The sequence below is a fragment of the Duganella fentianensis genome (assembly GCF_964031615.1).
Classification (GTDB): Bacteria; Pseudomonadota; Gammaproteobacteria; order Burkholderiales; family Burkholderiaceae_D; genus Rugamonas; species Rugamonas fentianensis_A.
The window spans coordinates 313,643-336,782 of the sequence record NZ_CAXIQN010000019.1 but is presented as its reverse complement, the minus strand read 5'-3'; the positions used below and the strand labels follow the sequence as shown (position 1 = coordinate 336,782).

Genomic DNA, 23,140 nt, shown 5'->3' with positions numbered 1-23,140 from the left:
ATGCTCGTAATGGTGGGCTGAGGCGATAATTCCCTGCAAAATAGGCTGGATTTCATAGTGTGGCTTAGCAGTTGGACGATGCTGGCCATAGTGAAATCCAGTTGTTAAGAAGTTCTTAACAAGCGGAAATTAGTATCTCTTCCATGATCAGAGCAGGAGTGCAAAGTGAGGATACTACTGGCAGAAGATGACCCGCAACTGGGCCGCGCCACCCAGATCGGACTGGAACAGAGCGGCTATGCGGTGGACTGGGTGCGCAACGGCGAGAGCGCGCTGACGGCAGCCCGTCTGCATCAATACGGCTGCGTGCTGCTCGATCTGGGACTACCCGACCGTGACGGCATGAGCGTGCTGGCCAGCTTGCGCGCGAGCGCCTACGAAGGCGCCATCCTGATTGTGACGGCGCGCGATCAGGTGCCGGACCGGATTGCCGGTCTGGATGGCGGCGCCGACGACTTCATCATCAAACCCTTCGATCTGGACGAACTGACGGCGCGCATCCGCAGTGCGGCCAGACGTGCCACGGGACGCAGCCGCGCCACCTTCAGCCACGGCGATATCGTGATCGACGTGGCTGACCGCCATGTGCGCAAGGCCGGCGTGGAAGTGCCGCTGACGATACGCGAATACAGCATCCTGCTCACCCTGATCGAAAACCGGGGCCGCATCCTGAGCCGGCTGCAACTGGAAGAAAGCCTCTACGGCTGGGGCGAAGAAGTGGAGAGCAATGCCATACAGGTGCATATCCACCATCTGCGCAAGAAGCTGGGGCGCGATCTGATCCGCACCGTGCATGCGATCGGCTACTGCATCGATAAACCGGACACTGCCAGCAATGGTGCCGCCGCATGAGCAGCCAGCCCGTCTGGTCGCTGCGCAATGCACTGTTCCGCTGGCTGATCGGGCTGACGCTCGCCCTATGGGCACTGAGCGCCGTAATCGTGTATGTGGAAGCCGATAACGAAAGTCAGGAACTGTTTGACCAGTCGCTGGAAGAAACGGCCCACCTGCTGCTGTCGCTGGCCGAGTACGAGGTACGCGAACATGGCAGCGCTTCGCCCATCATCGTGGCCGTACCCGCCGAGCTCAATCACCGCCAGTACCTGCTCTACCAGATCTGGGACGATCAGGGGCGCCTGCTGTATAAAAATCCCGGTGCACCCGACCAGCCTATCTGGCCCCGCGCCGATAGCGGCATGCGCTGGCTCGATAGTGCCGACGGGCGCCAGCGCGTCTACGCCAGCTGGAGCAATAGCGGCCAGTTGCAGATACAGGTGGCCGAACCCATCACCCATCGCAAAGACATTTCCCACCGTTTCGCCTACAAACTGGCCGGTTTCGCGCTGGCGCTGCTGGCGCTGGCGGCGCTGGCCATCTGGTGGAGCGTACGCCGCCTGTTCCACGGCCTGCAGCAGAGCACTGGCGAAGTGGCCAGCCGCACCCCCAACGATCTGGCCTCCGTCAGTCTGGCCGGTGTACCGCGCGAAGTCTTGCCCCTGCTGGAGGCGATCAACCGTCTGTTCGAGCGGGTACGGCGCGCCATGGAACGCGAACAGCGCTTCACGGCCGACGCAGCGCATGAACTGCGCACTCCGCTGGCTGCCATCAAGACTAACTTGCAGGTGATACAGCGGGCACGCAATGATGCTGAACGCGACGAATTTGTCAGCGCGCTAGGCATCAGCGTCGATCGGGCCAGCCGGCTGGTCGATCAGTTGCTGACCCTGTCACGACTCGATCCCCTGTATCAGCGCAATAGCACACTGGTCGCCGCCGATCTGGCCGGCCTGATCGGCGAGGCTTTGCCTGCATGGCGCGAGACGGCAGCCCGCCAGCAGCGCCAGCTGCAAGCGACACTGGCACCGGCACCCTGCCTGATCAATCCGGATGCCATGCTGATCTTGCTGCGTAATCTGCTGGAAAATGCCATGCGTTATACAGCGGAGGGTGGCCACATCGAATTGCGCTGCGGTGTGCAGCAACAGCAGGCCGTACTGGAAATCAGCGACGACGGGCCCGGCATTCCAGCAGCCATGCGCGAGCGCGTCTTCGAACGCTTTGTCCGGCTGGCCGATGCCAGTCTGCCCGGCTCCGGTCTGGGCCTGTCGATCGTGCGTCAGATCGTGGAAATGCACGGTGCCAGCATCACCTTGGGGGTGGCAGCAAACGGCCACGGCTTGCGCATACAGATCCGCTTCCCGCATCCCGACACAACTATGCAAATCAGTTAAATCCAACAAATTTATTGAATTATTTGTTGAATTGGCGCATTATTACGCCTATTGTGGTTTCCACAGGATAATATTGATGTATAGGATAGCAATTATCCCGCCTGCGCTGACACCACAACCACCAGTTCAATAAGCTGTTCGATCAATAAGGATGCTGGCATGACCGGGACTAAAACCTCCGCTGTACCAACGACCAACAACGCAGCCGTATTCAGCCGGCTGGGTCTGATTGTGCGCGACCTGCACGATGCCTTGTGCGAGCTGGGCGCCGATGAAGCGCTGGCCGATGCCGTGTGCGAACTGCCCTCGGCGCGCGAGCGACTGATACACATCGGCGAACTGACGGAGCGCGCCGCCAATACCGTGTTAAACAAGGTCGAACACGTGCAGCCGATACAGGAGGCACTGGCCAGCCAGGCCAGCGATCTGCAACAGCAATGGCAAGCCATGTCGGGCGATGCCCAGCTACCTGTCCAGATGCAGACCCTGATGGCGCAAACCCTGAGCTATCTGGCGCAAGCTCGCGCCGACCACGACACTACCCACGCAGCCCTGTCGGAAATCATGCTGTCGCAGGACTTCCAGGACCTTACGGGACAGCTAATCAAGAAAGTGGTAAGCGTACTGGAGCGGACGGAAAACGACCTGCTCAAACTGCTGATCGACGCTGCACCGCCGGGTGCGCTCACCCGTATCAACAAGGAAGAACTGCTGGCCGGCCCGGGCGCGGCAGGCGGGATTGCACTCAAGCAGGACGATGTGGACGACCTGCTGGCCGATCTGGGCTTTTAAACCGCACGGCAGCGTCTAACGCAAACCTTCGAAGCAGACTTTCAGCATATTGCTGACGATATCATCGGTCGACATCTTGCTGAATTTCTGCAGATATTCCACGGCCGGATCGCAGGTGCGGGCGTAATAGCTGAACAGAATCACATCGCTAGGCAGTTGCGCATTCAGCAGTCCCTGCTGCTGCGCCTGCTTCACAAGCCCCTCCAGCTGACGGTTCAGCTTGAGCACCTTCATCATATACTTCACGTTGCGCATCAGCATATCGCGCACATGGGCACTGGTGGACGGCAGAAACGGCAAGCCCCCTTCCAGGCGCACGCGCAAGGCCCATTCCAGCAGCGCCTGCAGTTTCTCCAGTGGACCCAGCGCCTTATCCAGCCCCGCCATGAATTCCAGCGCGCCATCGAGTAGCCGGATCAGCGCTTCACCAACCAGTTCTTCCTTCGATTTGAAGTGCTTATACAGGCTGGGTTTGGAGATGCCGACGGCACCGGCGACATCATCCATCGTCATCAGATCGTAGCCTTTGCTGCTCAAGACAGACGTCGTTGCGTCGAGAATGGCGTGCTCACGCAACTTAAATGCCTGATTTTTAAAGCTTAATTTGTTGAAGATACTCATTGGTAAAATTTCGCTACTAATCAGTAGCATTTTGGTTTGGCTAGTAGTAATATTAGCACGCCGGTAGTGAAACGGCCTACACCAACCCAAGCGACTATGACTTCGACACCACAACGCATTGCCATCATCGGCGCCGGCATCAGCGGGCTCGCCAGCGCCTACTTCCTCAACCGCCGCCATCAGGTGGTGCTGTATGAAGCGGGCAGCTATCTGGGCGGCCACACCAATACGGTGGACGTCACACTGGATGGACATACGCACGGTGTCGATACCGGCTTTTTGGTCTACAACGAACGCACCTACCCGAATCTGATCGCACTGTTCGAAGAACTGGGCGTGGCCAGCACCGCCAGCGACATGTCTTTTGCCGTGTCGATGGCGCATGGCGCGCTGGAATGGGCCGGCACCAGTTTATCGACCGTATTTGCCCAGCGCCGCAATCTGTTCAAGCCCAGCTTCCTGCGCATGGTGCGCGACATCCTGCACTTTAACGGCAACGCCACGCGCTTTCTGGCCGAGGCTGAACAGCAGCCTTTGACGCTGGGGCAACTGCTGGCACGACATGGCTATGGCGAGACTTTCCGCGATGCCTATCTGCTGCCTATGGCGGCGGCCATCTGGTCTAGTTCGCCTAGCGACATTCTGCAGTTCCCCGCCACCACCTTCCTGCGCTTCTGCCTCAATCATGCGCTGCTGCAGGTAAACAACCGGCCACAGTGGCGCACCGTACAAGGTGGCGCCCGCAACTATGTCAGCAAGATCGCGGCCACCCTGCCCGACTGCCGCCTGAATAGTCCGGTGCTGAAGGTACAACGCCATGCAGAAGGTGTGACTGTCACGACGGCGCAAGGGAGCGAAGAATATGACGCCGTGGTGTTTGCCACCCACGCCCCCACCACGCTGGCCATACTCGATGCCAGCGCCGAGGAGCGCGCGCTGCTGGGCCGCGTGCGCTACCAGCCGAACACCGCCTACCTGCATACCGATCTGGCACTGATGCCGCGCTTGCGTAAAGTCTGGTCGGCGTGGAACTACCTGTCTGCGCCGCTACAGGGTGGCCAACGCCCCGTGTGCGTGAGCTACTGGCTCAACCAGTTGCAGCAACTGCCATTCAGCACGCCCGTGATGGTAACGCTTAACCCGCCAACCCCGCCGGCCGCCCAGCACACGCTGGCCTGTTTCCACTACGAGCATCCCATCATGGACCAGCCGGCCATCGATGCCCAGCAGGGACTGGGTCAGATACAGGGCAAGGACCGTCTCTGGTTTGCCGGCGCGTGGACCGGTTACGGCTTCCACGAAGACGGCCTCAAATCGGCCCTGCGCATCGCCCGGGCGTTTGAAGTCGCACCGGCATGGACCACGCTGCCATGAATCAGCCCACCGTCCATCAGTCCCCCATCCGGCACGCCGCCCAGCTGATGCAGGGACAGGTCATGCATGCGCGCCTGCGACCTGCCCTGCACCGCTTTGTCTATCCGGTGTTCTATGTGCGCCTGAATCTGGCGCACATAGAACAGGCCGGCACGCGCTGGTTCGGCATCGACCGCTGGCGCCCACTGTCCGTGCGTACGCGCGACTACGGTCCGCGCGATGGCTCCAGTCTGGAAGCATGGATGCGCAAGCTTCTGGCCAGTCACGGCGTACAGGCCGACGGCGAGATCTGGCTGCAGACCTTTCCGCGCGTGTTCGGCTATGTCTTCAATCCCGTCAGTTTCTGGCACTGCTACGCTGCCGACGGACAGCTGCGCGCCGTACTGGCCGAAGTCAACAGCACCTTTGGCGAAACCCACCGCTATCTGCTGACGCTGGGCGCGGCCGATGGCCAGCACCGCAGCGTACAGGCCAGCAAACAGATGCACGTTTCACCGTTCTGCGCGGTCGAAGGACATTACCGTTTCCGCTTCCGGCTGGCGCAGCACGCGCATAGCACCAGCATCGACTACTACGACCGCCAAGGCCTGCTGCTGCGCACCAGCGTCAGCGGCAGGCCACAAGCGCTGGACGATCGCGCCGTACTGACTGCATTAGTGCGTTTCCCTCTACTTGGGCTAGGCATCGTTGCCCGCATCCACTGGCAAGCATTGCGCCTGTGGCTGAAACGGGTGCCTTTCTTCCGCCAGCCAGCGGCGCCGCTTCAATCGACCACCGTGCATCAGGAGTTCACGCTATGACCCATACACTGACCAATCCCGCCAGCAGCATTCCTGCCGGCGCGCGCCTGTTTCTTAGCCTGCTGGGCAAACTGCGTCATGGCCATCTGGAGCTGATTACGCCGGACGGCACCCGCATGCTGTACGGCGATGCCCACAGCGGCATCCATGCGGTCCTGCAGATCCACGACTGGCGCGGCTGTCAGCGCATGCTGCAGGCCGGCGATATCGGCTTTGCCGAAGCTTATGCTGCGGGCTGGATTAGCACGCCCGAACTGACGCCGCTGCTGCGGCTGGCGCTGCGCAATGAAGATGCGCTCGATCAGGTGCTGTTCGGCGGCGTGCTGGCACGCTGCTGGTATCGGCTGCGCCACTGGCTGCGCCCCAACACACGTAAAGGCAGCCAGCGCAATATCCATGCCCACTACGATATCGGCAATGATTTCTATCGCCTGTGGCTCGATAGCAGCTGGACTTATTCCAGTGCGCTGTTCAATGGCGACTACAGTATGACGCTGCGCGAAGCCCAGCGCCGCAAATACCAGCGCATCATCGACACACTGCAACTGCGCCCCGGTGACCGCGTACTGGAAGTGGGCTGTGGCTGGGGCGGTTTTGCCGAGCAGGCCGCGCTGCAAGGCATCCATGTACATGGCGTGACGATCTCGCCATCGCAACTGGCGATCGCCAGCCAGCGCCTGCAGGCGCTGGGGCTGCACGACCGCGCTCAGGTAGAACTGTGCGACTACCGCGACCTGCAAGGCAGTTACGATGCCATCGTTTCAATCGAAATGTTCGAGGCCGTGGGCGAACAGTACTGGCCCGAATACTTCCGCACCCTGCAAGCCAGATTAAAGCCCGGTGGACAGGCGCTGGTGCAATCGATCACCATCGCCGAACAGCATTTCGACCGCTATCGCAGTAGTACCGATTTCATACAGGAGTACATCTTCCCCGGCGGTATGCTGCCTAGCGTGGAACGCTTCGAAGCCGGTGCACTGCGTGCCGGTCTGCAGCCGCAGGGCCGCCACGCGTTCGGACGCGATTATGCCGAAACCCTGCGCCGCTGGGACCAGCAATGCCGCGCCACCCGTACCCAAATCATGGAGCAAGGATTCGACGAGCGCTTCCTGCGTATCTGGCATTTGTACTTCGCCTATTGCGAAGCGGCCTTCGATGAAGGCCGTACCGACGTGGTGCAGTTCCATCTGCGCAAAGTCTGAGCGGGAATAGCGCCATGCCCTTCCAACTCAACGCCCGCATCACCGATTGGTCGCAGCAGCGGGTCTGGCTGATCGGCGCCTCCAGCGGCATCGGCGCTGCCCTGGCGCAGGAACTGCTGGCCGCCGGTGCCCGGGTGGCCCTGTCGGCGCGCCGCGTCGACCGTCTGCAGGCAGTTGCCGCCGCCGCGCCGCAGGCACTCGTCGCGCCTTTCGACATCGTCAGTCAGGACGACTGGCAGCAGCGCTATCAGGAAGTCTGCCAGCGCTTCGGCGGGGTGGACCTGATCATCTTCTGCGCCGCCGATTACCACCCCGAACGTAGCTGGCAGGTCAGCGCCGAAGGCGCGGCCCATACGCTGGCGGTGAATCTGGGCAGCGTCTACACGGGGCTGGCCACGGTACTGCCGGATATGCTGGCACGCGGTAGCGGCGGCATTGCCATCGTCGCTAGCGTAGCCGGCTATATCGGTCTGCCGAATGCCACGGTGTATGGCCCTAGCAAGGCGGCGCTGATCAATCTGGCGGAACTGCTGTACGCCGATCTGCGTCCGCGCGGGCTGGGTGTCTACCTGATCAACCCCGGCTTCGTGCAGACCCCGCTGACGGCCAAGAACGATTTCGCCATGCCGGCCCTGCAAACCCCGCAGGCGGCTGCGCAGGCCATCCGCAAAGGCCTGAGCGCGGGCGCTTTCGAGATCCACTTCCCGCGCCGCTTCACCTTGGTGCTCAAGCTACTGCGCTGGCTGCCCTATCGCCTGCGCTTCGCCCTGATGACGCATTTTCTGGTACCCACATGACTATCGCTACTCCGCTGCTGGAATGGTATGCCAGCCTCACACCGCACACGCTGGCACAGGCGGCGCGCTATTACGCCGCCGATGCCCGCTTCCGCGATCCCTTCAACGATGTGCAAGGTGTGGCGGCGATCACTGCCATCTTCCGGCATATGTTCGCCACTACCGAACAGCCGCGCTTCGTTATTACCGGCTGCATCGTGCAGGAGCAGCAGGCGTTTGCCACGTGGATCTTCAGCTTCCGTCTGCGCGGCCAGTACTACGAGGTGGAAGGCGGCAGCCATTTGCAGTTTGACGCCGAGGGCCGCGTGACCCATCACCGCGACTACTGGGATGCCGCCGAGGAGTTGCTGCAGAAATTGCCCTTGGTTGGTGCGCCGATACGCTGGCTGCGCCGGCAGTTCCGCGTCCACACCAGTTAAAGCCGCACCAGCGCCGCGGCGGGCTTTAGTACGCCGACTTTTAATCAACCGCTCTATCCTGATTTTCATGACACTTACCACTCGCCCTAGCAAACTGCTGTCTCAACTGATCTGGTTTCCCCTCACTTTTGCCTGCGCCGCTATCGGCGCGCGCGCTTCGCTGTCCGCACCGACTTTTTACGCGGCCCTACAGCGGCCCGACTGGGCACCACCGGCATGGCTGTTTGGCCCCGTCTGGAGCGTACTCTACCTGCTGATGGCGATTGCGGCGTGGCGCATCAGCCGCCACCAGGGCGTAGGCAGCGGCAAAGCACTGCTGCTCTACGCGGCACAACTGGCACTGAATGCGCTGTGGAGCTGGCTGTTCTTCGGCTGGCATCAGGGCGCTCTGGCCTTCGTCTGCCTGCTGGCGATGTGGGCGCTGATCCTTGCCACCATCCTCCAATTTGGCCGGCTGGATCGCCTAGCCGGTATGCTGCTATGGCCTTATCTTTGCTGGGTTAGCTTTGCCGGCGCGCTGTGCTTCGCGATCTGGCAGATGAATCCTGCGCAGCTGGGTTAAGCATGGCCACCACGCTGAAACTGATACTGGGCGACCAGCTTAACTGCGAGCATAGCTGGTTCCGCACCACTGATCCTGAGGTGGTTTTCGTGCTGATGGAAGTGCGGCAGGAGACCGACTACGTGCTGCATCATGCGCAGAAAATCATCGCGATTTTCGCCGGCATGCGCGAGATGGCCAGACAGCTACAGGAGGCCGGCCACCGCGTGCATTATCTGCGTATCGATGACGTCGACAATCGGCAGTCGCTCACCGCCAATCTGGACTTTCTGATCGCGCGCTATCAGGCGGGCGCCTTGCACTGGCAGGCGCCGGACGAATACCGGCTGGACCAGCAGCTGCAGAACTATGCTGCGCAACTTTCGATAGCGGCGCAGATGGACGACAGCGAGCATTTCTATACCAGCCGCGACGAAGCGGCGCGCCACTTCGATGGCCGTGCGCGCTGGCTGATGGAGTCGTTCTACCGCCGGATGCGCAGCCACCACGGGGTGCTGATGACGGCCAGCGGCAAGCCGCTGGGCGATCAGTGGAACTTCGACCACGACAACCGCGAAGCGTGGCCCGGCACACCATGGGAGCCTGCCGATATACGCCCGCGCCACGACCACAGTGCACTGTGGCAGACCATACAGGATGCCGGCATCGCCAGCTTTGGGGCACCCAGCGCAGCAGATTTCCGCTGGCCGCTGAATCGCGCCGAAGCGCTGCGGCAGCTCGACCATTTCATCCAGCATGCGCTGCCCCACTTCGGCCGTTTTCAGGACGCCATGAGCAGCAAGGCGTGGCGGCTATTTCATTCCTTGCTGTCGTTCGCCATGAACAGCAAGATGCTGGACCCGCAGACCGTAGTCGCAAGGGTGGAAGCCGCCTATCAGGCCGGCACCGTGCCGCTGGCCTCGGCGGAAGGCTATATCCGACAGATACTGGGCTGGCGCGAATATGTACGCGGCGTGTACTGGCACCGCATGCCTGGCTACGATCAGCTCAACGCCTTCGGCCATCAGACACCACTACCGCACTGGTTCTGGGATGGCCAGACCCGCATGCGCTGTCTGGCCGCTGCCATCGGGCAGTCGCTCGAACACGCGCACAGCCACCATATCAACCGACTGATGGTGATCGGCAATTTCAGTCTGCTGGCAGGCCTCTCGCCACAAGCCCTGCACGCATGGTATCTCGGCGTCTATATCGATGCATTCGAGTGGGTGGAACTGCCTAACACACTGGGCATGAGCCAGTTTGCCGATGGCGGCCTGCTGGCCACCAAACCGTATGTGGCCAGTGCCGCCTATATCGACCGCATGAGCGACTACTGCAAGGGCTGTTTCTACCAGAAGAAACTGCGGACGGGCGAGCGGGCTTGTCCCTATAACGCGCTGTACTGGGATTTTTTCCAGCGCAATGCTGCCACGCTGGGCAAGAATCAGCGCCTGGGCATGGTCTACATGCAATTGCGTAAGATGGAACCGGGCACGCTTGCAGCACTGCAGGAACAGGCTAGCCAGAGCCGCGCCGCGCTGGAAACGCTGTAGTCTACGTACTGGCGCGTATGGGACAGAAGTAGCGGTTAATGATAAGATGCGTCCTCGCTAAATTTGCCCGGCAACGGGCGTATCAGGGTTGCACATGCTGGTGGATCTACATTTTCTGGTCGTCGATGATTTTTCAGGTATGCGTGCCGTGATCGGCAATCTACTGAAGGATCTCGGCTACGGCAAAGTGACGGAAGCAGCCGATGGCCGCGAAGCGCTGGCACGCCTGAACCACAACGATGCTGTCCCGCCTATCAACTTCATCATCACCGACCTGAACATGCCGCAGATGGACGGTCTGGAATTGCTGAAGACTGTGCGCAGCACGCGCGAATTCCGCAACATGCCGGTACTGGTCGTCACTGCCGAAGGTAAGCGCGACAATATTCTTTCGGTGGCACAGGCCGGAGCCGATGGCTACATCGTCAAGCCCTTCACCAGCGCCACCCTGAAGGACAAGATCGAGAAGATCACCCAGAAGCGCGCTGCCACCGCCTGAGCGACGGCCGCGCGCTCCTGGCCCGACTACACCGCGGCCAGCGCCTGATCCAGATCAGCCAGCAGATCGTCGATATGTTCGATGCCCACTGACAGGCGCACCGTATCCACCGTCACACCGGCTTTCTCCAGTTCCTGCTCGTTGAGCTGACGGTGCGTGGTAGAAGCGGGATGGCAGGCCAGTGACTTGGCGTCACCGATATTCACCAGACGGGTGAACAGTTTCAGCGCATCCTGGAAGCGCGCGCCCCCTTCTACTCCCCCCTGGACGCCGAAAGTGAGCAATCCGGACGAGCGCCCGCCCAGATATTTCTGTGCCAGTGCATGGTCGCGGTGGCCTTCCAGCCCCGCATAATTGACCCACTTTACCTTGCCATGCTGGCCGAGGAATTGCGCCACTTTCAGGGCATTCTCGGTGATCCGCTCCATCCGCAGTGCCAGCGTCTCGATACCCTGCAAGATCAGGAATGCGTTGAAGGGCGAGATCGCCGCGCCGGTATTGCGCAGCGGCACAACGCGCGCGCGGCCTATGTAGGCGGCCGGCCCCAGCGCCTGCGTGTAGACCACGCCATGGTAGGACACGTCCGGTTCGTTCAGGCGCTTGAAGCGCTGCGGGTGGTCAGCCCAGGGGAACTTGCCGGAATCGACAATCGCACCGCCGATGGAATTGCCATGACCGCCCAGATATTTGGTCAGCGAATGCACCACGATGTCGGCACCATGTTCGATCGGACGCAGCAGATAAGGCGAGGCCACCGTGTTATCCACGATCAGGGGCACGCCATGGCGATGGGCGATGTCGGCGATGGCCGCAATGTCGGTGATATTGCCCAAGGGGTTGCCGATCGATTCGATGAACACGGCCTTGGTATGGGCATCGATCAGCGCCTCGAACGAAGCGGGATTGCGGGCATCGGCAAAGCGCGTGCTAATGCCGAACTGCGGCAGCGTATGGGCAAACAGATTGTACGTGCCACCATACAGCGCGGAAGCGGAAACGATGTTGTCGCCCGCTTCGGCGATGGTCTGAATCGCGTAAGTAATCGCGGCCTGCCCCGACGCCAGTGCCAGTGCTGCGATGCCACCCTCCAGTGCGGCCACGCGCTGTTCCAGCACATTCTGGGTGGGGTTCATGATGCGCGTATAGATATTCCCCGGCACCTTCAGATCGAACAGGTCGGCTCCGTGCTGGGTATCATCGAAAGCATAGGCCACGGTCTGGTAGATCGGTACCGCCACCGCGCGGGTGGTCGGATCAGGTTGATAGCCGCCGTGTACGGCAAGTGTTTCCAGCTTCATTCAGTCTCCATTTTTCCAGCGGGTTAATCAAAACACCACACCAGCTTAAAAGAAAGGCTTAACTCGCTCAACGATTTTAATTGCACATCCTTATGCGAAAAATGTCGCAAGCCGCCATCCGCCGCTGCAGCGCCTGAAAATTTTCGCGCCAGCGGTTACGATACCTCCCATTAAAAACTTAGCCTCGCCTCCGCCCATGAAAACGGTGATTTACTGGTTCCGCAATGACCTGAGACTGCACGACCAGCCAGCCCTGCAGGCTGCACTGACCTCCGGTGCCGAGCGGCTAGTCACAGTCTACTGCCTGCCCGAGATGGACAGCCCGACAAGGTGGGGCTGCGCTGGCATCGGGCCGCTGCGGCGCGCGTGGCTGAGGGATGCGCTCGTGGACCTGCAGCAGCAACTACAGGCGCTCGGTCATGAGTTACAGATTTATACCTTGCCGGTCACGCAGGTGCTACCGCAACTGGCGAGCGCACTCGATGCGTCGGCCATCTACTGCGAGGAGATCGCTGCTCCCTATGAACAACAGCAGGTGGCTGATCTGCGTGCGGCAGGAATCCGCGTGCATAGCATCTGGCAAAGCAGTCTCCTCGACCCGGCCGCTTTGCCCTGGCCAGCCGACAGTCTACCGGCCAGTTTCACGCCGTTCCGACTAGCTGTAGAGCAGCGTCGCATCGCACCGCCCCCGGCGCAGCCTGCGCCCGATCGACTGCTGCCACCGCCAGCGCTTGACAGCGCGTTAGCGGCAATGCCAGCCCGCGCCACACTGTCGGCCGTGACAGCACCGTACCACAGCACAGCGCCACACGATCCGCGCTCCTCGCTGCAAGGACTGGCGGCGGGCGAACGCGCCGGGCGAGCGCAACTGCAGCACTATCTGGACAGCGCGTTGCCGGCCCACTACAAGCAGACCCGGAACCAGCTGAGCGGCCGTGACTTCTCTAGCAAGTGGTCGATCTGGCTGGCTAGTGGGGCGCTTTCGGCACGCCAGATTTATGCCGCCCTGAAGCAGCACGAAGCCCAGCAAGGCGCCAGCGAGGGCAGTTACTGGCTGTGGTTCGAACTGCTCTGGCGCGACTATTTCCGTTTCCTCCACCTGCAGCACGGCGCCAAGTTGTATCGTGCCGGTGGCCTGAGCGGCAAGCCGGTGCCCCCGCACGATAGTGCCGCCTTCCAGCGCTGGTGCCACGGCCAGACAGGCGTGCCGCTGGTGGATGCCGCCATGCGCGAGCTGCGACACAGTGGCTACCTGAGCAACCGTCTGCGCCAAGTGGTGGCCAGCTACTGGCTCAATGAAATGCAGGGCGACTGGCGCGCTGGTGCCGCCTGGTTCGAAGCCTGCCTGCTCGATTACGACGTCTACAGCAATCAGGGTAACTGGCTCTACATCGCGGGACGCGGTAGCGATCCCCGTGGCGGGCGCCACTTCAATATCGACAAACAGACGGTTGAGCATGACGCCGACGGCAGCTACCGCCAGCTATGGGGAGTTGCAGGTAACTAATCGATACCCAGCTGGCGCTGGATCTGCTCCAGCGCCACGCCCTTGGTTTCCGGCACGGCGACGCGCACCCATACCAGCTGCAGCACCATCATCAGGCAGAACAGCAGGAAGATCCACGATGCCTGCGTCGGCTGCTCGTTAGCGCCGGACAACTCCACCATCTTCGGGAACAGCGTCGTCAGCAAGGCGGCAAATACCCAGTGCGTCGCGCTACCCAGCGTCTGGCCTTGTGCGCGGTAACGGTTGGGGAAGATTTCCGAAATCAGCACCCAGATCACCGCGCCCTGCCCCACTGCATGGGCCGCAATGAAGGCAAAGATACAGGCCGGCACAATGGCAAAGTGGCTGGTCTGGAAGGCCCACGCGCACAGTCCCAGCGACAGGATATAACCTAGCGAGCCGATGTACAGCAGGCTGCGCCGTCCCAGCCGGTCGATCAGCCACAGGCCAGCGAAAGTAAACACCAGATTCGTGACGCCTATGCCCACCGACTGCAGCAGCGCCGCTTCGGCACCTAGCCCGGTAAGCTCGAAAATACGGGGCGCGAAATACAGAATCGCGTTGATGCCGGAAAGCTGATTAAAGAACGCCACCAGAAATGCCAGCGCAATCGGTTTGCGCAGGCGCCAGCTCCAGAAACCGCTACTGCTCTGCACCGGCTGGGCCGAAGCACCTTGTATGGCTTCAGCCTGCGCCTGCAGATCGGCCTCAGCGGCCCGCGGCTGGATCAGGCGCATCACGGCCAGCGCGCCCTCACGGTCACCCTTGCGTGTCAGTAGCCAGCGCGGGCTTTCCGGCAAACCCAGACAGAACAGCGTGTACAGCACGGATGGAATGGCCGCCACGCCCAGCATCCAGCGCCACGCCTGCTCGCCCGTACCGGCCAGCATGGCATTGGAGGCAAACGCCACCACGATGCCGAACACGATGTTGAACTGGAACATGCCGGCCAACCGGCCCCGCACAGCAGCCGGCGCGATCTCGGAAATATACAGCGGCGCCACGATGGTGGAAACGCCTATGCCTATGCCGCCGATAAAGCGCGCAATGATGAAGGTCGTAACATCATTGGCCAGTGCGCAGCCTAGCGCAGACAGGATGTACAGCACACCTATCCATTGCAGGGTAGCGCGTCGCCCCAGGCGGTCGGTCGGCCAGCCGCCCAGCAGCGAGCCCAGTACCGTGCCATACAGTGCCGCGCCAAGCGCCAGCCCGTGCATGCCGGCACTCAAGCCCCAGAGTTTCTGGATAGTCTGCTCGGCGCCGGAAATGACCACCGTGTCGAAACCGAACAGAAAACCTGCCAGGGCCGACGTGATGGCCCAGAACAACAATTTGCCCGTTAGTTGCTGCGGCGCGGAGCCGCTAGCACTGGCGTCGCCAGCTTCACTGCCATGATGTAGTTGCATACAAGTGATCCGTAATGTTGGATGGACGTGCAATGCAAAGCGGCATGGTTAGGGGCGCCCGCAGAAATTGATCTGTAATCGTTTTACGGGAGTATAGCGAGCTTTCTGTAGTTTTCCTACATTCGACAAAAAGTTGCCGCAGAAAAACCACACATCATTCAAGGTAGCAGATTGCGCAGCGCCTGCGGCAGTCCACCGAAACGGAAGTTGAAGCCGCTCGCCAGCGTACGCGCCGGCATGGCACGCTGCCCGCCCAGCAGCAACACCGACATCTCGCCCAGCAAGCAGCGTAGTAGCCATGCCGGCGCAGGTAGCAGCGCCGGCCGCTGCAGGATGCCGGCCAGCTGGCGACTGAATTCGGCATTCCGCACCAGTTCTGGCGCGCAGGCGTTATAGATGCCCTGACTATCGGGCTTTGCTAACAGGTGATCGCACAGCGCCAGCAGATCGTCCAGATGTATCCACGGCATCCACTGTTGTCCATGGCCGAGGCGTCCGCCCAGCCCCAGCCGGAATGGCGGCAGCAGCCGCGTCAGCATCCCGCCCTGTGCCGCCAGCACAGGGGCAATCCGCAGCACCACTACCCGGCTGCCGCTCTGCAAAGCTTGCTGGGCGGCCTGTTCCCATGCTGCGCAAAGGCGCGCACCAAAATCAGCGCCACACTGGCTGCTGTGCTCGTCGACCGTCTGCTCGCCCGCATCACCATACCAGCCCACTGCCGAAGCCGAAAGCAGCACGGGCACTGCAGCAGGCCTGCTGGCCATCCAGCGCACCAGGTCCTGCGTTGCCGTGATGCGGCTCTCCCATAGCAGGCGCTGGCGCGCTGCGCTCCAGCGCGCGTCGGCGATCGGCGCCCCCGCCAGATTCACCACCACATCCGGCACATATGCCGCATCGAGCTCGCTGAGTGCCGCGACACCGTGGGCACCGCTGCAAAGGGCAGCCACGCGATTAGGCGTGCGGCTCAGCACGGTCAACTCATGTCCGGCCACATGCCAGCGCTGGCACAGTGCGCGCCCTATCAGGCCGCTCCCTCCGGTAATCAGTATTTTCATACGGCACTAACCTCAGGTGATGGCGCCCGCAGGACGCTGGCTACGCCGGCAGCGTTCGGAGCAGTACAGCACCTGCTCCCAGTCACGCGCCCACTTCTTGCGCCAGTTGAAAGGCAGACCACAGTGCCGGCACAGCTTCTGCGGCAGGCTGAGCTTCTTGTGCGCCATGGCTTCAGGCGCGGCCCAGCACCGAGGCCGATGCGATCAACTCATCCACCAGTGCCATCGAGCTGCTACCGGGTAACTGGAACGGATCGAACACGGGCAGCGCCGAATAGCGCAGCAGCGTGGCCGGATTCAGTCTATCCAGATTGGTCTGGCCCATGGTCCAGCCGGCATAGCGCCGTTCGGTGATTTCGGCATAGTGCAGCACTACCACATCGGTATGCCGGCTATCGCGCTGGATGCGCGAGAACAGACGGTTGACCTGCTCCCGCCCCCCTTCCAGCAATTGCAGGAAGAACCGGTCACCATGACAGAGCACCCCGGTGATACCCTCGGCCGGGTTATGCAAACGAGCTTGCTGCAAAATCACACTGACGGTGGCTGCGGTGGTATCGGATGCTGCCCGGCTGGCGTACAGAAGTTGAACTAGCATGGTGACTCCGTTAGCGTTTGATAAGAGACAGGAATTCGCGGCGCAAGGCGGGATCTTTGAGGAAGGAGCCATGCATCACACTATTAACCATCAGGGCATCGGTATCCTTGACGCCGCGCCAGTGCATGCAGAAATGTTCGGCTTCCATGATGACGGCAAGACCGTCCGGCTGCATCTTTTCTTGCAGCAATTCGGCCAGCTGAACCACGGCCTCCTCCTGTATCTGGGGACGATTCATGACCCAGGCTGCCAGGCGGGCATACTTGGACAGGCCGATCAGGTTGGAATGCTGGTTAGGCATCACCCCTATCCAGACTTTGCCCATGATAGGACAGAGGTGGTGCGAACAGGCACTACGCACCGTGATCGGACCAATAATCATCAACTCATTGAGATGGGCCGCATTGGGAAACTCGGTAACCGGCGGCGGCGGGGTGTAGCGCCCGCCAAAAATCTCCTGCAGGTACATTTTCGCCACACGCCGCGCCGTGCCCTGGGTGTTGTGATCGCTGGCCGTATCGATGACCAGGCTTTCCAGCACACCCTGCATGCGTGCGCTGACCTCATCGAGTAGCTGGTCCATCTCGCCCGGTTCGATAAATGCCGCGATATTATCGTTGGCATGGAAACGCGTACCGCTGGCGGTGAGACGGGCGCGGATACGCTCGGAAACACTGGAGTTCTGCTGCTCGGCAGGAATAGGCTGGTAGTTCATGTGGCCACTTTCATTAAATAGCACTGGCAGGCAAGCCGCCGCACAGCACACTGTGCACATGATACTACTAGCTGGTAATTTCTGCTACCAATCAGTAACTAACCCGCCAGGCAGCGCAGGGCGCGCTTGTCTGGCGGGCTGACAAGCACGGATCAGTGCTGCGCTTCCGTACTAATCTGCAATGGGTTACGTTCACGCGCAATGAATGCGGCCGCGGCCGCTTGCCAGTCTGCCATGCTTTGATAAGGCGCGGCCTTATTCCACGCCGCCCCTGACAGATAATGCAGCGGCTCGCCCGACTTCACATGCGCCAGTAGCAGCTGATTCTTGTCATCCTCGGCGAAGCTGACGGGCACCGAAGGCAGCGCGATCATACTACCGTATTCGCCCTTGGTCTTTTGTTCAAACCATAGCAACACTGCATGGTTATCGCTATCCCTACGCAGCGTGATCCTGGGATCCTGGCCCTTGTCGCTGGTGGCCTTGCCCAATCCTACAGCCACCTGCAACTCAGGGCGTACGCTGGAGGTGAAAGTACTGGTAACGCGGTTGAACTGCTGGCCCGCATCGAGCGCAATCCGCTTGGTTTCCGCCACCGGGAAACCACCGCCATCCCACGTATCATAAGTAACTTCGAACACCACCCGCACCGGTCCGTTAGCCAGCACCTTCCAGCTTGCATAGTTGCGGCTGACATTCAGACGCTGACCGTCCCAGACACCCGTGCCACCGAGGCCGCGTGACGTGCCGACGCTGTACATATCCATCCCCTCGCCTTCATCGACGTGGTAATGGTCATGGCCTTTGTTGTACCAGCGGTCGATGATGGGGTATGACACCCGTTTGAACCAGACATCGATGCCACTGGTCACCAGCACTTCCTTGTTCGAACCGGGCACAGTAGCCGCGAGCGCAGGACCATACATGCGGTGCGCAACCAGATCGTTCTCCCAAGCAAAGTCATCCAGCCGTTCCTGCACATAGCGGCCATAGGCTTTGACGGGGAACACGGGCGCCACATCATCTATCTTTTCTACGCTGAAACGGGCACTACGCTCACCCTGTGCAAACGAATACTGGAATAGCAATTCACCGTAGGCGGCGCCAGTGTTCTTGGGATCTTTAATTAGCGGCGCCACATTGGTCACCTGATAGGCCAGCGCACGGCCCTGACCGTCTTTCACCACCAGTTGTTGCAGGCGCGCGCCCGGCAAGGCATGCGCCACGGCCGACCAGGGCACAGAGATCGTCTCCGCTGGCCGCGCCGCGTCGAGCGCGTGACTAGCCGTGATGGAAAGCCGTTCTGCGCCTAGCGCACACAGCGGTAAAGCAGACAACATAAATAAGATGCGACGCATTGCTCACTCCAAGGTAAAGATAGATGCAGCTTTAAGCGCTACGGGCCAACCCTGATCCAGTCCTATCCGGCACCAGCGGGGTTATGTTTTAGTGAACTTAGTATGGCTCAAAGACATCAATTTGGCTAGTCCAGATTGCACATTTGGCCTGACCGCTTTAGAATTGCTCCAACCACTCTTGCGGCAGCAGCGTACTGCCTCGCCTCAAAAAATAGCGCAGCAAGCAGGTTCCCGACTACCAGAACAACTTAGGAGACCTATGTTCAAGACCGCGATTTCCCGCCGCCATCTACTCAAAGGTGTAGCCAGTGCCAGCGCTGCCTATGCCCTGCCCGCCAGTGCCGGCCTGTCAGGTGACCCTTGGCTGGTGGCAGATGCCATCGTCGCCCGGTTGCAGCGACCTTTGCGCTTCCCGCAGCGTGACTTTAGCGTCATCACCTACGGTGCTGCCACCTGCCAGACCCGCAAAGTACAGGCATGGGCGTCGCACGATGATCAGGAACTGCTAGCCACGCCGGTAGAGGGTGCGCACGACTGCTACGCCGCCTTCAAAGCAGCGATCGAAGCGTGCAGCAAAGCTGGCGGTGGTCGCGTCATCATCCCTAAAGGCAACTGGTATTGCGCCGGCCCCATCGTGCTGCGCTCGAATGTGCACCTGCACCTCAAGTCCGGTGCGCACATCTTCTTCTCGCAGAAACCGGAACACTATGCCAAGTATGGTGATCATGACTGCGGCGCCAACGGCAAGCTGACGCTGTCGCGCTGGCAGAGCAACGATTGCCTGAATTACTCGTCGATGATCTATGCCTATAACGAGCACAACATCGCGCTGACCGGTGAAGACTGGAGTGCCGTGCTCGATGGCCAGGGTGGCATGCCATTCGATCGGGAAGGCGAATGCTGGTGGTCGTGGAAGGGTAAGAATCGCACCATCAACGCAGTTTCGCAGAATACCGTGCCCGGCACACGTGCCGGCCAGCTATCGCAAGTCACCCCAAATCCTCTCAACCGGCCGCTGGCACAGGTAGCACCATGGCTGACGGAGGATGAGCGCAAGCTGATCGAAGGTAGCGGCAGCAAATGGAGCCACGACGAGAATTACCTGCCCGCCTTATCCGAAGCCAATGTGCCACTGCATCAGCGCGTCTTCGGCAAGGGCCACTACCTGCGTCCATCGATGATCCATCTGGTGGGCTGCACCAATGTGCTGCTGGAAGGCTACCACGTCATCAACACGCCATTCTGGCAGCACCACCCCGTACATTGCCGTAATCTGGTGATCCGCAAAGTCCATGCTGAAAGTCTGGGGCCCAACAGTGACGGCTTTGACCCGGAAGGTTGTGACCACGTGCTGGTGGACCAGTGTACCTTTGACACGGGCGACGACTGCATCGCGATTAAAGCCGGCAAGAATCGCGACACCCAGTTTGGCCCTTCGCAGAATATCGTGATCCAGAACTGCATCATGCAAAGCGGCCATGGCGCTGTTACGCTGGGTTCGGAAATGGCGGGCGGAATCGAGAACGTGTTCGCCCGCGATCTGGTATTCGAGAACGCTCACTGGCAGGACAATCCGCTGAATACGGCGATCCGCCTGAAGACCAATATGAACCGTGGTGGCTACCTGCGCCATTTCTACCTGAAGAACATCAGCATTCCCAATGGTGTGCAGATTAGCCCCTCGTTCTATGCCTCGCTGCCCGGTTCACCTATCGCCTCACGCACGGTCGCCACAGCGGCAGGTGCGGTCGTTACCTTTGATTGCGACTACACGCCCACGGCAGATACGGTGCGGATCCGTCCGCCACAAGTCTCGGATGTGCATATCTCCAACGTCAAAGTAGGCAATATCAGCAAAGGCGGCAAAAACGGCTCGTGCTATCAGGCCATCGTGATTTTAGGCCCCGTGGCGTCCGACTATAACGGTGCACAGCCCATGCCGGCCGTGCTGCCCGTGCGCCGTGTCACCATCAAGGATTGCGACTTCGGCAATCCGGTCCACGCCGAGCAGCCGATCTACCTGTACAACGTGGAGGGACTCAAACTGGAAAACGTCCACATCGGCGGCCAGCGCCACGACGCCAACCTGTCAGCCTAAATCAACGAGGACAATGTGAAATTACAAGCTAACCGTATCGCGCTGGGCGTGGCCTTGCTGCTGGCGCTAGGTGCCTCCCGCGCCGAAGGCCCTTACCGTAATCCCGACAACAAAAATAGCAACGATGTAGGCGAAGGCAGCTATCCCATCCCCTACAAGCTGCCACAGGTGAACGAGATTAACGCAGCCTTGCAGCGTATCCGCAGCTATATGGACAAAGTCACGCCGACCCGCGTGATCGATAAAAAGACGGGACAGGAAATCACCGACCTGAGCACGCCGACTGCGCAAGCCATCATCGCGCCCGCGCAAGGCGATTTCGGCATACTGGTATATGAAATGGGCGTGGTGCATTCGGGCCTGATCAAAGCGCGCCAGATTACGGGCGACGCCAGCTATGCGGCCATGACTGAGCGTCACCTGAATTTTATCAAGACCGTGCAGCCCTATTTCGCCAAGCAGGAAGCGCTGTTCAAACTGGAGCGCAACAACAGCTTTGCCCGTCAGCTCGATCCCCGAGCGCTGGACGATGCGGGCTCCATGTGTGCCGCCATGATGCGTGCACGCAAAAATCAGATCGGCCCCGATCTATCAGCCAATATCGCCAAGTGCAGCGACTGGGTAGCCAATAAGCAAGTTCGACTGGCCGATGGTACGCTGGCCCGTAACCGCCCTCAGGCATGGTCGCTATGGGGTGACGACGCTTACATGGGCATCCCGGCACTGGCGGAAGCGGGCCGCTACGATGATGCGGTGCTCAACGCGCTGAATATGGCGAAATACCTGTTCGATGCCCAGAAAGGCATCTACCAGCATGGCTGGAACAAGGATCATGCCGATGCGCCACGCTTCTACTGGGCACGCGCCAATGGCTGGATAGTGCTGGCAATGTCGGATCTGCTGGACGTCCTGCCCAAGAACCACCCTGGCTACCCCAAGGTGCTGGCACAGTTGCGCGTCTCCCTGAAAGCCATCGCCGAATTACAGTCGGGTGCGGGCTTATGGCACCAGATGCTGGATCGACCGGACTCCTATCTGGAAACCTCGGCCAGCGCCATGTTCACCTATGTGATTGCGCACGCCATCAACGAAGGCTGGATACCGCCGAGTAGCTATGGTTCCATTGCCCAGGCGGGCTGGAACGGGCTTGCGGCCAAGATCAATGCCGAAGGACAGGTGGAAGGAACTTGCGTGGGCACCACCTACGCCAACGATCAGGCCTACTACTACAACCGCCCTACCAGCGTCCACGCACTGCATGGTTACGGTCCTATGCTACTGGCTGGCGCGGAAATGATACGCTTACTGCAAAATCCCAAGATCGCGATCGAGTACAAAGTCCGCACCTATCACTACATGGACAAGGGCAGCAAAACCGACTACCGCGAGCACTGAGCCGCAGCGGAGCAGCAACTGAATCGCCTGACCACGGCCGTGGTCAGGCTAAAGAGATGAGCTAACGGCCCGTTACGTAACGGCGGAAATTGTCGAGTATGGACTGCCACCCAGCCTGCTGCTGCTCGACCGGATACACGGTTTCCGCATCAAACGTCTCGCGCACCGTTACGCCATCCGCGCCGGGCAAGAATTCCACGAGCAAGAAGCGATCGCCAAACTGGCACTCAATCAGGCGTTGTGGCTCGATACGGGTATAGGTACCGGCAAAATCAAAACCGTGGCTCCCGTCTTTGGCCTCCATGCGCGAGGAAAAGCTCCCTCCCACCCGCAATTCCACTTGCGCAGCCGTGGTATGCCAGTCTGGCGATGCGGTGTTCCACTGCACGATGTCCTGCGGTGTCGTCCACGCTTGCCAGATGGTCGGCAGCGGCGCAGCGATGGTAGTCTCTACAGTAATTTTCATATCTCGGGCTCCAGCGTTAGCGTGCAGCTATTCTACCCTGTACAGGCAAGCAGCTAGCGCCCATCACGTCGGGTTCTATACTACGCGGCATCGATACGTACGAATTAGGAGGGGGCAACTATTATGCGGGGATATAGCCGGGCTTTGGCAATCCAGTCTGGAATGCGGCGGCAGCACTTGCGCCGCATGTTCTGTCATTAGCTAGGTGCTTAGAGGACGGTTGTTGTAAGAATAAAAGAAGCCTGCGATTAACGCAGGCTTTGTATAAATTCTTGGTGGGAAGTGCAAGTTTCGAATCTGTTTTTTTAGCGACGTCAGATTAGCTCAGCAACCGTCAGTAAAGGCACGGTGTTGCAGAGCTTGACTGAATATGCGCGCTGAAATGCGCTAAAACGCGCTTCCATTGCCC

The 23,140-nt window shown here is 60.4% G+C and carries 23 protein-coding genes; 14 read left to right on the top strand and 9 right to left on the bottom strand.

Features of this window, described 5'->3' with window-relative positions; all coding sequences use genetic code 11:
• Positions 1-165: 165 nt before the first annotated feature.
• From ABNT42_RS14150 to ABNT42_RS14140, 3 genes are all read left to right on the top strand, one after another.
• Positions 166-852, top strand: coding sequence for a response regulator transcription factor (locus tag ABNT42_RS14150; protein WP_348697950.1), 687 nt, complete (start codon positions 166-168; stop codon positions 850-852).
• Positions 849-2,231: an ATP-binding protein gene (locus ABNT42_RS14145; protein ID WP_348697949.1), complete on the top strand. Its 1,383-nt coding sequence runs from the start codon at positions 849-851 to the stop codon at positions 2,229-2,231. Before ABNT42_RS14150 ends, ABNT42_RS14145 begins: the two co-directional genes overlap by 4 nt.
• 159 nt (positions 2,232-2,390) lie before the next feature.
• On the top strand, positions 2,391-3,023 hold the full coding sequence (locus tag ABNT42_RS14140; RefSeq protein ID WP_348697947.1) for a protein phosphatase CheZ: 633 nt from the start codon (positions 2,391-2,393) through the stop codon (positions 3,021-3,023).
• A 15-nt stretch (positions 3,024-3,038) separates the two neighbouring features.
• On the opposite strand, the gene ABNT42_RS14135 is transcribed toward ABNT42_RS14140, so the two are convergent.
• On the bottom strand, positions 3,039-3,644 hold the full coding sequence (locus ABNT42_RS14135) for a helix-turn-helix domain-containing protein (protein WP_348697945.1): 606 nt from the start codon (positions 3,642-3,644) through the stop codon (positions 3,039-3,041).
• Between the two features lie 96 nt (positions 3,645-3,740).
• On the opposite strand from ABNT42_RS14135, the gene ABNT42_RS14130 reads away from it, so the two are divergent.
• The 8 genes from ABNT42_RS14130 to ABNT42_RS14095 all read left to right on the top strand — a co-directional run bounded on the left by ABNT42_RS14130 (position 3,741) and on the right by ABNT42_RS14095 (position 10,832).
• The gene (locus ABNT42_RS14130; RefSeq protein ID WP_348697944.1) at positions 3,741-5,018 is read left to right on the top strand and encodes an FAD-dependent oxidoreductase; all 1,278 of its coding nucleotides are present in this window, start codon (positions 3,741-3,743) and stop codon (positions 5,016-5,018) included.
• Entirely contained in the window at positions 5,015-5,818 is an 804-nt protein-coding gene (locus ABNT42_RS14125; protein ID WP_348697941.1) for a DUF1365 domain-containing protein, read from the top strand. Before ABNT42_RS14130 ends, ABNT42_RS14125 begins: the two co-directional genes overlap by 4 nt.
• Positions 5,815-7,020, top strand: a complete 1,206-nt coding sequence (locus ABNT42_RS14120; RefSeq protein WP_348697940.1) for a cyclopropane-fatty-acyl-phospholipid synthase family protein — start codon at positions 5,815-5,817, stop codon at positions 7,018-7,020. Before ABNT42_RS14125 ends, ABNT42_RS14120 begins: the two co-directional genes overlap by 4 nt.
• A gap of 14 nt (positions 7,021-7,034) precedes the next feature.
• Positions 7,035-7,817 (top strand): SDR family NAD(P)-dependent oxidoreductase, encoded by a 783-nt coding sequence (locus ABNT42_RS14115; RefSeq protein WP_348697938.1) that lies wholly within the window; start codon positions 7,035-7,037, stop codon positions 7,815-7,817.
• Positions 7,814-8,236, top strand: a complete 423-nt coding sequence (locus ABNT42_RS14110) for a nuclear transport factor 2 family protein (RefSeq protein WP_348697936.1) — start codon at positions 7,814-7,816, stop codon at positions 8,234-8,236. The genes ABNT42_RS14115 and ABNT42_RS14110 overlap by 4 nt, the downstream gene beginning before the upstream one ends.
• Before the next feature lie 67 nt (positions 8,237-8,303).
• Positions 8,304-8,798, top strand: coding sequence for a TspO/MBR family protein (locus ABNT42_RS14105; protein ID WP_348697934.1), 495 nt, complete (start codon positions 8,304-8,306; stop codon positions 8,796-8,798).
• Between the two features lie 2 nt (positions 8,799-8,800).
• The gene (locus ABNT42_RS14100; RefSeq protein WP_348697933.1) at positions 8,801-10,333 is read left to right on the top strand and encodes a cryptochrome/photolyase family protein; all 1,533 of its coding nucleotides are present in this window, start codon (positions 8,801-8,803) and stop codon (positions 10,331-10,333) included.
• Between the two features lie 94 nt (positions 10,334-10,427).
• Positions 10,428-10,832 (top strand): response regulator, encoded by a 405-nt coding sequence (locus ABNT42_RS14095; protein ID WP_348697931.1) that lies wholly within the window; start codon positions 10,428-10,430, stop codon positions 10,830-10,832.
• A 26-nt stretch (positions 10,833-10,858) separates the two neighbouring features.
• Here the strand turns inward: ABNT42_RS14095 and ABNT42_RS14090 are convergent, their stop codons facing one another.
• Positions 10,859-12,130: an aminotransferase class I/II-fold pyridoxal phosphate-dependent enzyme gene (locus ABNT42_RS14090; protein WP_348697930.1), complete on the bottom strand. Its 1,272-nt coding sequence runs from the start codon at positions 12,128-12,130 to the stop codon at positions 10,859-10,861.
• 196 nt (positions 12,131-12,326) lie between these two features.
• On the opposite strand from ABNT42_RS14090, the gene ABNT42_RS14085 reads away from it, so the two are divergent.
• Positions 12,327-13,637: a DASH family cryptochrome gene (locus ABNT42_RS14085; RefSeq protein WP_348697928.1), complete on the top strand. Its 1,311-nt coding sequence runs from the start codon at positions 12,327-12,329 to the stop codon at positions 13,635-13,637.
• Here the strand turns inward: ABNT42_RS14085 and ABNT42_RS14080 are convergent.
• The 6 genes from ABNT42_RS14080 to ABNT42_RS14055 all read right to left on the bottom strand — a co-directional run bounded on the left by ABNT42_RS14080 (position 13,634) and on the right by ABNT42_RS14055 (position 18,772).
• On the bottom strand, positions 13,634-15,046 hold the full coding sequence (locus ABNT42_RS14080) for a sugar porter family MFS transporter (protein WP_348697926.1): 1,413 nt from the start codon (positions 15,044-15,046) through the stop codon (positions 13,634-13,636). The two genes, ABNT42_RS14085 and ABNT42_RS14080, sit on opposite strands and share 4 nt — an antisense overlap.
• Positions 15,047-15,204: 158 nt before the next feature.
• Entirely contained in the window at positions 15,205-16,101 is an 897-nt protein-coding gene (locus ABNT42_RS14075) for a TIGR01777 family oxidoreductase (protein ID WP_348697924.1), read from the bottom strand.
• Positions 16,102-16,113: 12 nt separating this feature from the next.
• Positions 16,114-16,269, bottom strand: a complete 156-nt coding sequence (locus tag ABNT42_RS14070) for a DUF2256 domain-containing protein (RefSeq protein WP_348697923.1) — start codon at positions 16,267-16,269, stop codon at positions 16,114-16,116.
• Between the two features lie 4 nt (positions 16,270-16,273).
• Complete coding sequence (locus ABNT42_RS14065; protein WP_348697921.1) at positions 16,274-16,699, bottom strand: BLUF domain-containing protein; 426 nt, start codon at positions 16,697-16,699, stop codon at positions 16,274-16,276.
• Between the two features lie 10 nt (positions 16,700-16,709).
• Positions 16,710-17,414 carry a GTP cyclohydrolase I gene (gene folE, locus ABNT42_RS14060; RefSeq protein WP_348697919.1) on the bottom strand — a complete coding sequence of 235 codons (705 nt, stop codon included), beginning with the start codon at positions 17,412-17,414 and terminating at the stop codon, positions 16,710-16,712.
• Between the two features lie 152 nt (positions 17,415-17,566).
• Positions 17,567-18,772: a DUF4861 family protein gene (locus ABNT42_RS14055; protein ID WP_348697917.1), complete on the bottom strand. Its 1,206-nt coding sequence runs from the start codon at positions 18,770-18,772 to the stop codon at positions 17,567-17,569.
• Between the two features lie 259 nt (positions 18,773-19,031).
• Here ABNT42_RS14055 and ABNT42_RS14050 point away from each other — a divergent pair, with 259 nt between their 5' ends.
• A complete protein-coding gene (locus tag ABNT42_RS14050) occupies positions 19,032-20,870 on the top strand; it encodes a glycoside hydrolase family 28 protein (protein WP_348697916.1) in 1,839 nt (612 codons plus the stop codon).
• A 15-nt stretch (positions 20,871-20,885) separates the two neighbouring features.
• Positions 20,886-22,265: a glycoside hydrolase family 88 protein gene (locus tag ABNT42_RS14045; protein WP_348697914.1), complete on the top strand. Its 1,380-nt coding sequence runs from the start codon at positions 20,886-20,888 to the stop codon at positions 22,263-22,265.
• Between the two features lie 61 nt (positions 22,266-22,326).
• Here the strand turns inward: ABNT42_RS14045 and ABNT42_RS14040 are convergent, their stop codons facing one another.
• Complete coding sequence (locus ABNT42_RS14040) at positions 22,327-22,731, bottom strand: SRPBCC domain-containing protein (protein WP_348697913.1); 405 nt, start codon at positions 22,729-22,731, stop codon at positions 22,327-22,329.
• Positions 22,732-23,140 lie beyond the last annotated feature (409 nt).

What these genes read in the sequence shown, in the direction of transcription:
- ABNT42_RS14115 (WP_348697938.1), top strand. Translation starts at nt 7,035, where the DNA reads ATGCCCTTCCAACTCAACGCCCGCATCACCGATTGGTCGCAGCAGCGG.
- ABNT42_RS14095 (WP_348697931.1), top strand. Translation starts at nt 10,428, where the DNA reads ATGCTGGTGGATCTACATTTTCTGGTCGTCGATGATTTTTCAGGTATG.
- ABNT42_RS14090 (WP_348697930.1), bottom strand. Translation starts at nt 12,130, where the DNA reads ATGAAGCTGGAAACACTTGCCGTACACGGCGGCTATCAACCTGATCCG.
- ABNT42_RS14125 (WP_348697941.1), top strand. Translation starts at nt 5,015, where the DNA reads ATGAATCAGCCCACCGTCCATCAGTCCCCCATCCGGCACGCCGCCCAG.
- ABNT42_RS14120 (WP_348697940.1), top strand. Translation starts at nt 5,815, where the DNA reads ATGACCCATACACTGACCAATCCCGCCAGCAGCATTCCTGCCGGCGCG.
- ABNT42_RS14140 (WP_348697947.1), top strand. Translation starts at nt 2,391, where the DNA reads ATGACCGGGACTAAAACCTCCGCTGTACCAACGACCAACAACGCAGCC.
- ABNT42_RS14075 (WP_348697924.1), bottom strand. Translation starts at nt 16,101, where the DNA reads ATGAAAATACTGATTACCGGAGGGAGCGGCCTGATAGGGCGCGCACTG.
- ABNT42_RS14100 (WP_348697933.1), top strand. Translation starts at nt 8,801, where the DNA reads ATGGCCACCACGCTGAAACTGATACTGGGCGACCAGCTTAACTGCGAG.
- ABNT42_RS14065 (WP_348697921.1), bottom strand. Translation starts at nt 16,699, where the DNA reads ATGCTAGTTCAACTTCTGTACGCCAGCCGGGCAGCATCCGATACCACC.
- folE (WP_348697919.1), bottom strand. Translation starts at nt 17,414, where the DNA reads ATGAACTACCAGCCTATTCCTGCCGAGCAGCAGAACTCCAGTGTTTCC.
- ABNT42_RS14105 (WP_348697934.1), top strand. Translation starts at nt 8,304, where the DNA reads ATGACACTTACCACTCGCCCTAGCAAACTGCTGTCTCAACTGATCTGG.
- ABNT42_RS14055 (WP_348697917.1), bottom strand. Translation starts at nt 18,772, where the DNA reads ATGCGTCGCATCTTATTTATGTTGTCTGCTTTACCGCTGTGTGCGCTA.
- ABNT42_RS14040 (WP_348697913.1), bottom strand. Translation starts at nt 22,731, where the DNA reads ATGAAAATTACTGTAGAGACTACCATCGCTGCGCCGCTGCCGACCATC.
- ABNT42_RS14130 (WP_348697944.1), top strand. Translation starts at nt 3,741, where the DNA reads ATGACTTCGACACCACAACGCATTGCCATCATCGGCGCCGGCATCAGC.
- ABNT42_RS14085 (WP_348697928.1), top strand. Translation starts at nt 12,327, where the DNA reads ATGAAAACGGTGATTTACTGGTTCCGCAATGACCTGAGACTGCACGAC.
- ABNT42_RS14070 (WP_348697923.1), bottom strand. Translation starts at nt 16,269, where the DNA reads ATGGCGCACAAGAAGCTCAGCCTGCCGCAGAAGCTGTGCCGGCACTGT.
- ABNT42_RS14110 (WP_348697936.1), top strand. Translation starts at nt 7,814, where the DNA reads ATGACTATCGCTACTCCGCTGCTGGAATGGTATGCCAGCCTCACACCG.
- ABNT42_RS14145 (WP_348697949.1), top strand. Translation starts at nt 849, where the DNA reads ATGAGCAGCCAGCCCGTCTGGTCGCTGCGCAATGCACTGTTCCGCTGG.
- ABNT42_RS14135 (WP_348697945.1), bottom strand. Translation starts at nt 3,644, where the DNA reads ATGAGTATCTTCAACAAATTAAGCTTTAAAAATCAGGCATTTAAGTTG.
- ABNT42_RS14050 (WP_348697916.1), top strand. Translation starts at nt 19,032, where the DNA reads ATGTTCAAGACCGCGATTTCCCGCCGCCATCTACTCAAAGGTGTAGCC.
- ABNT42_RS14080 (WP_348697926.1), bottom strand. Translation starts at nt 15,046, where the DNA reads ATGCAACTACATCATGGCAGTGAAGCTGGCGACGCCAGTGCTAGCGGC.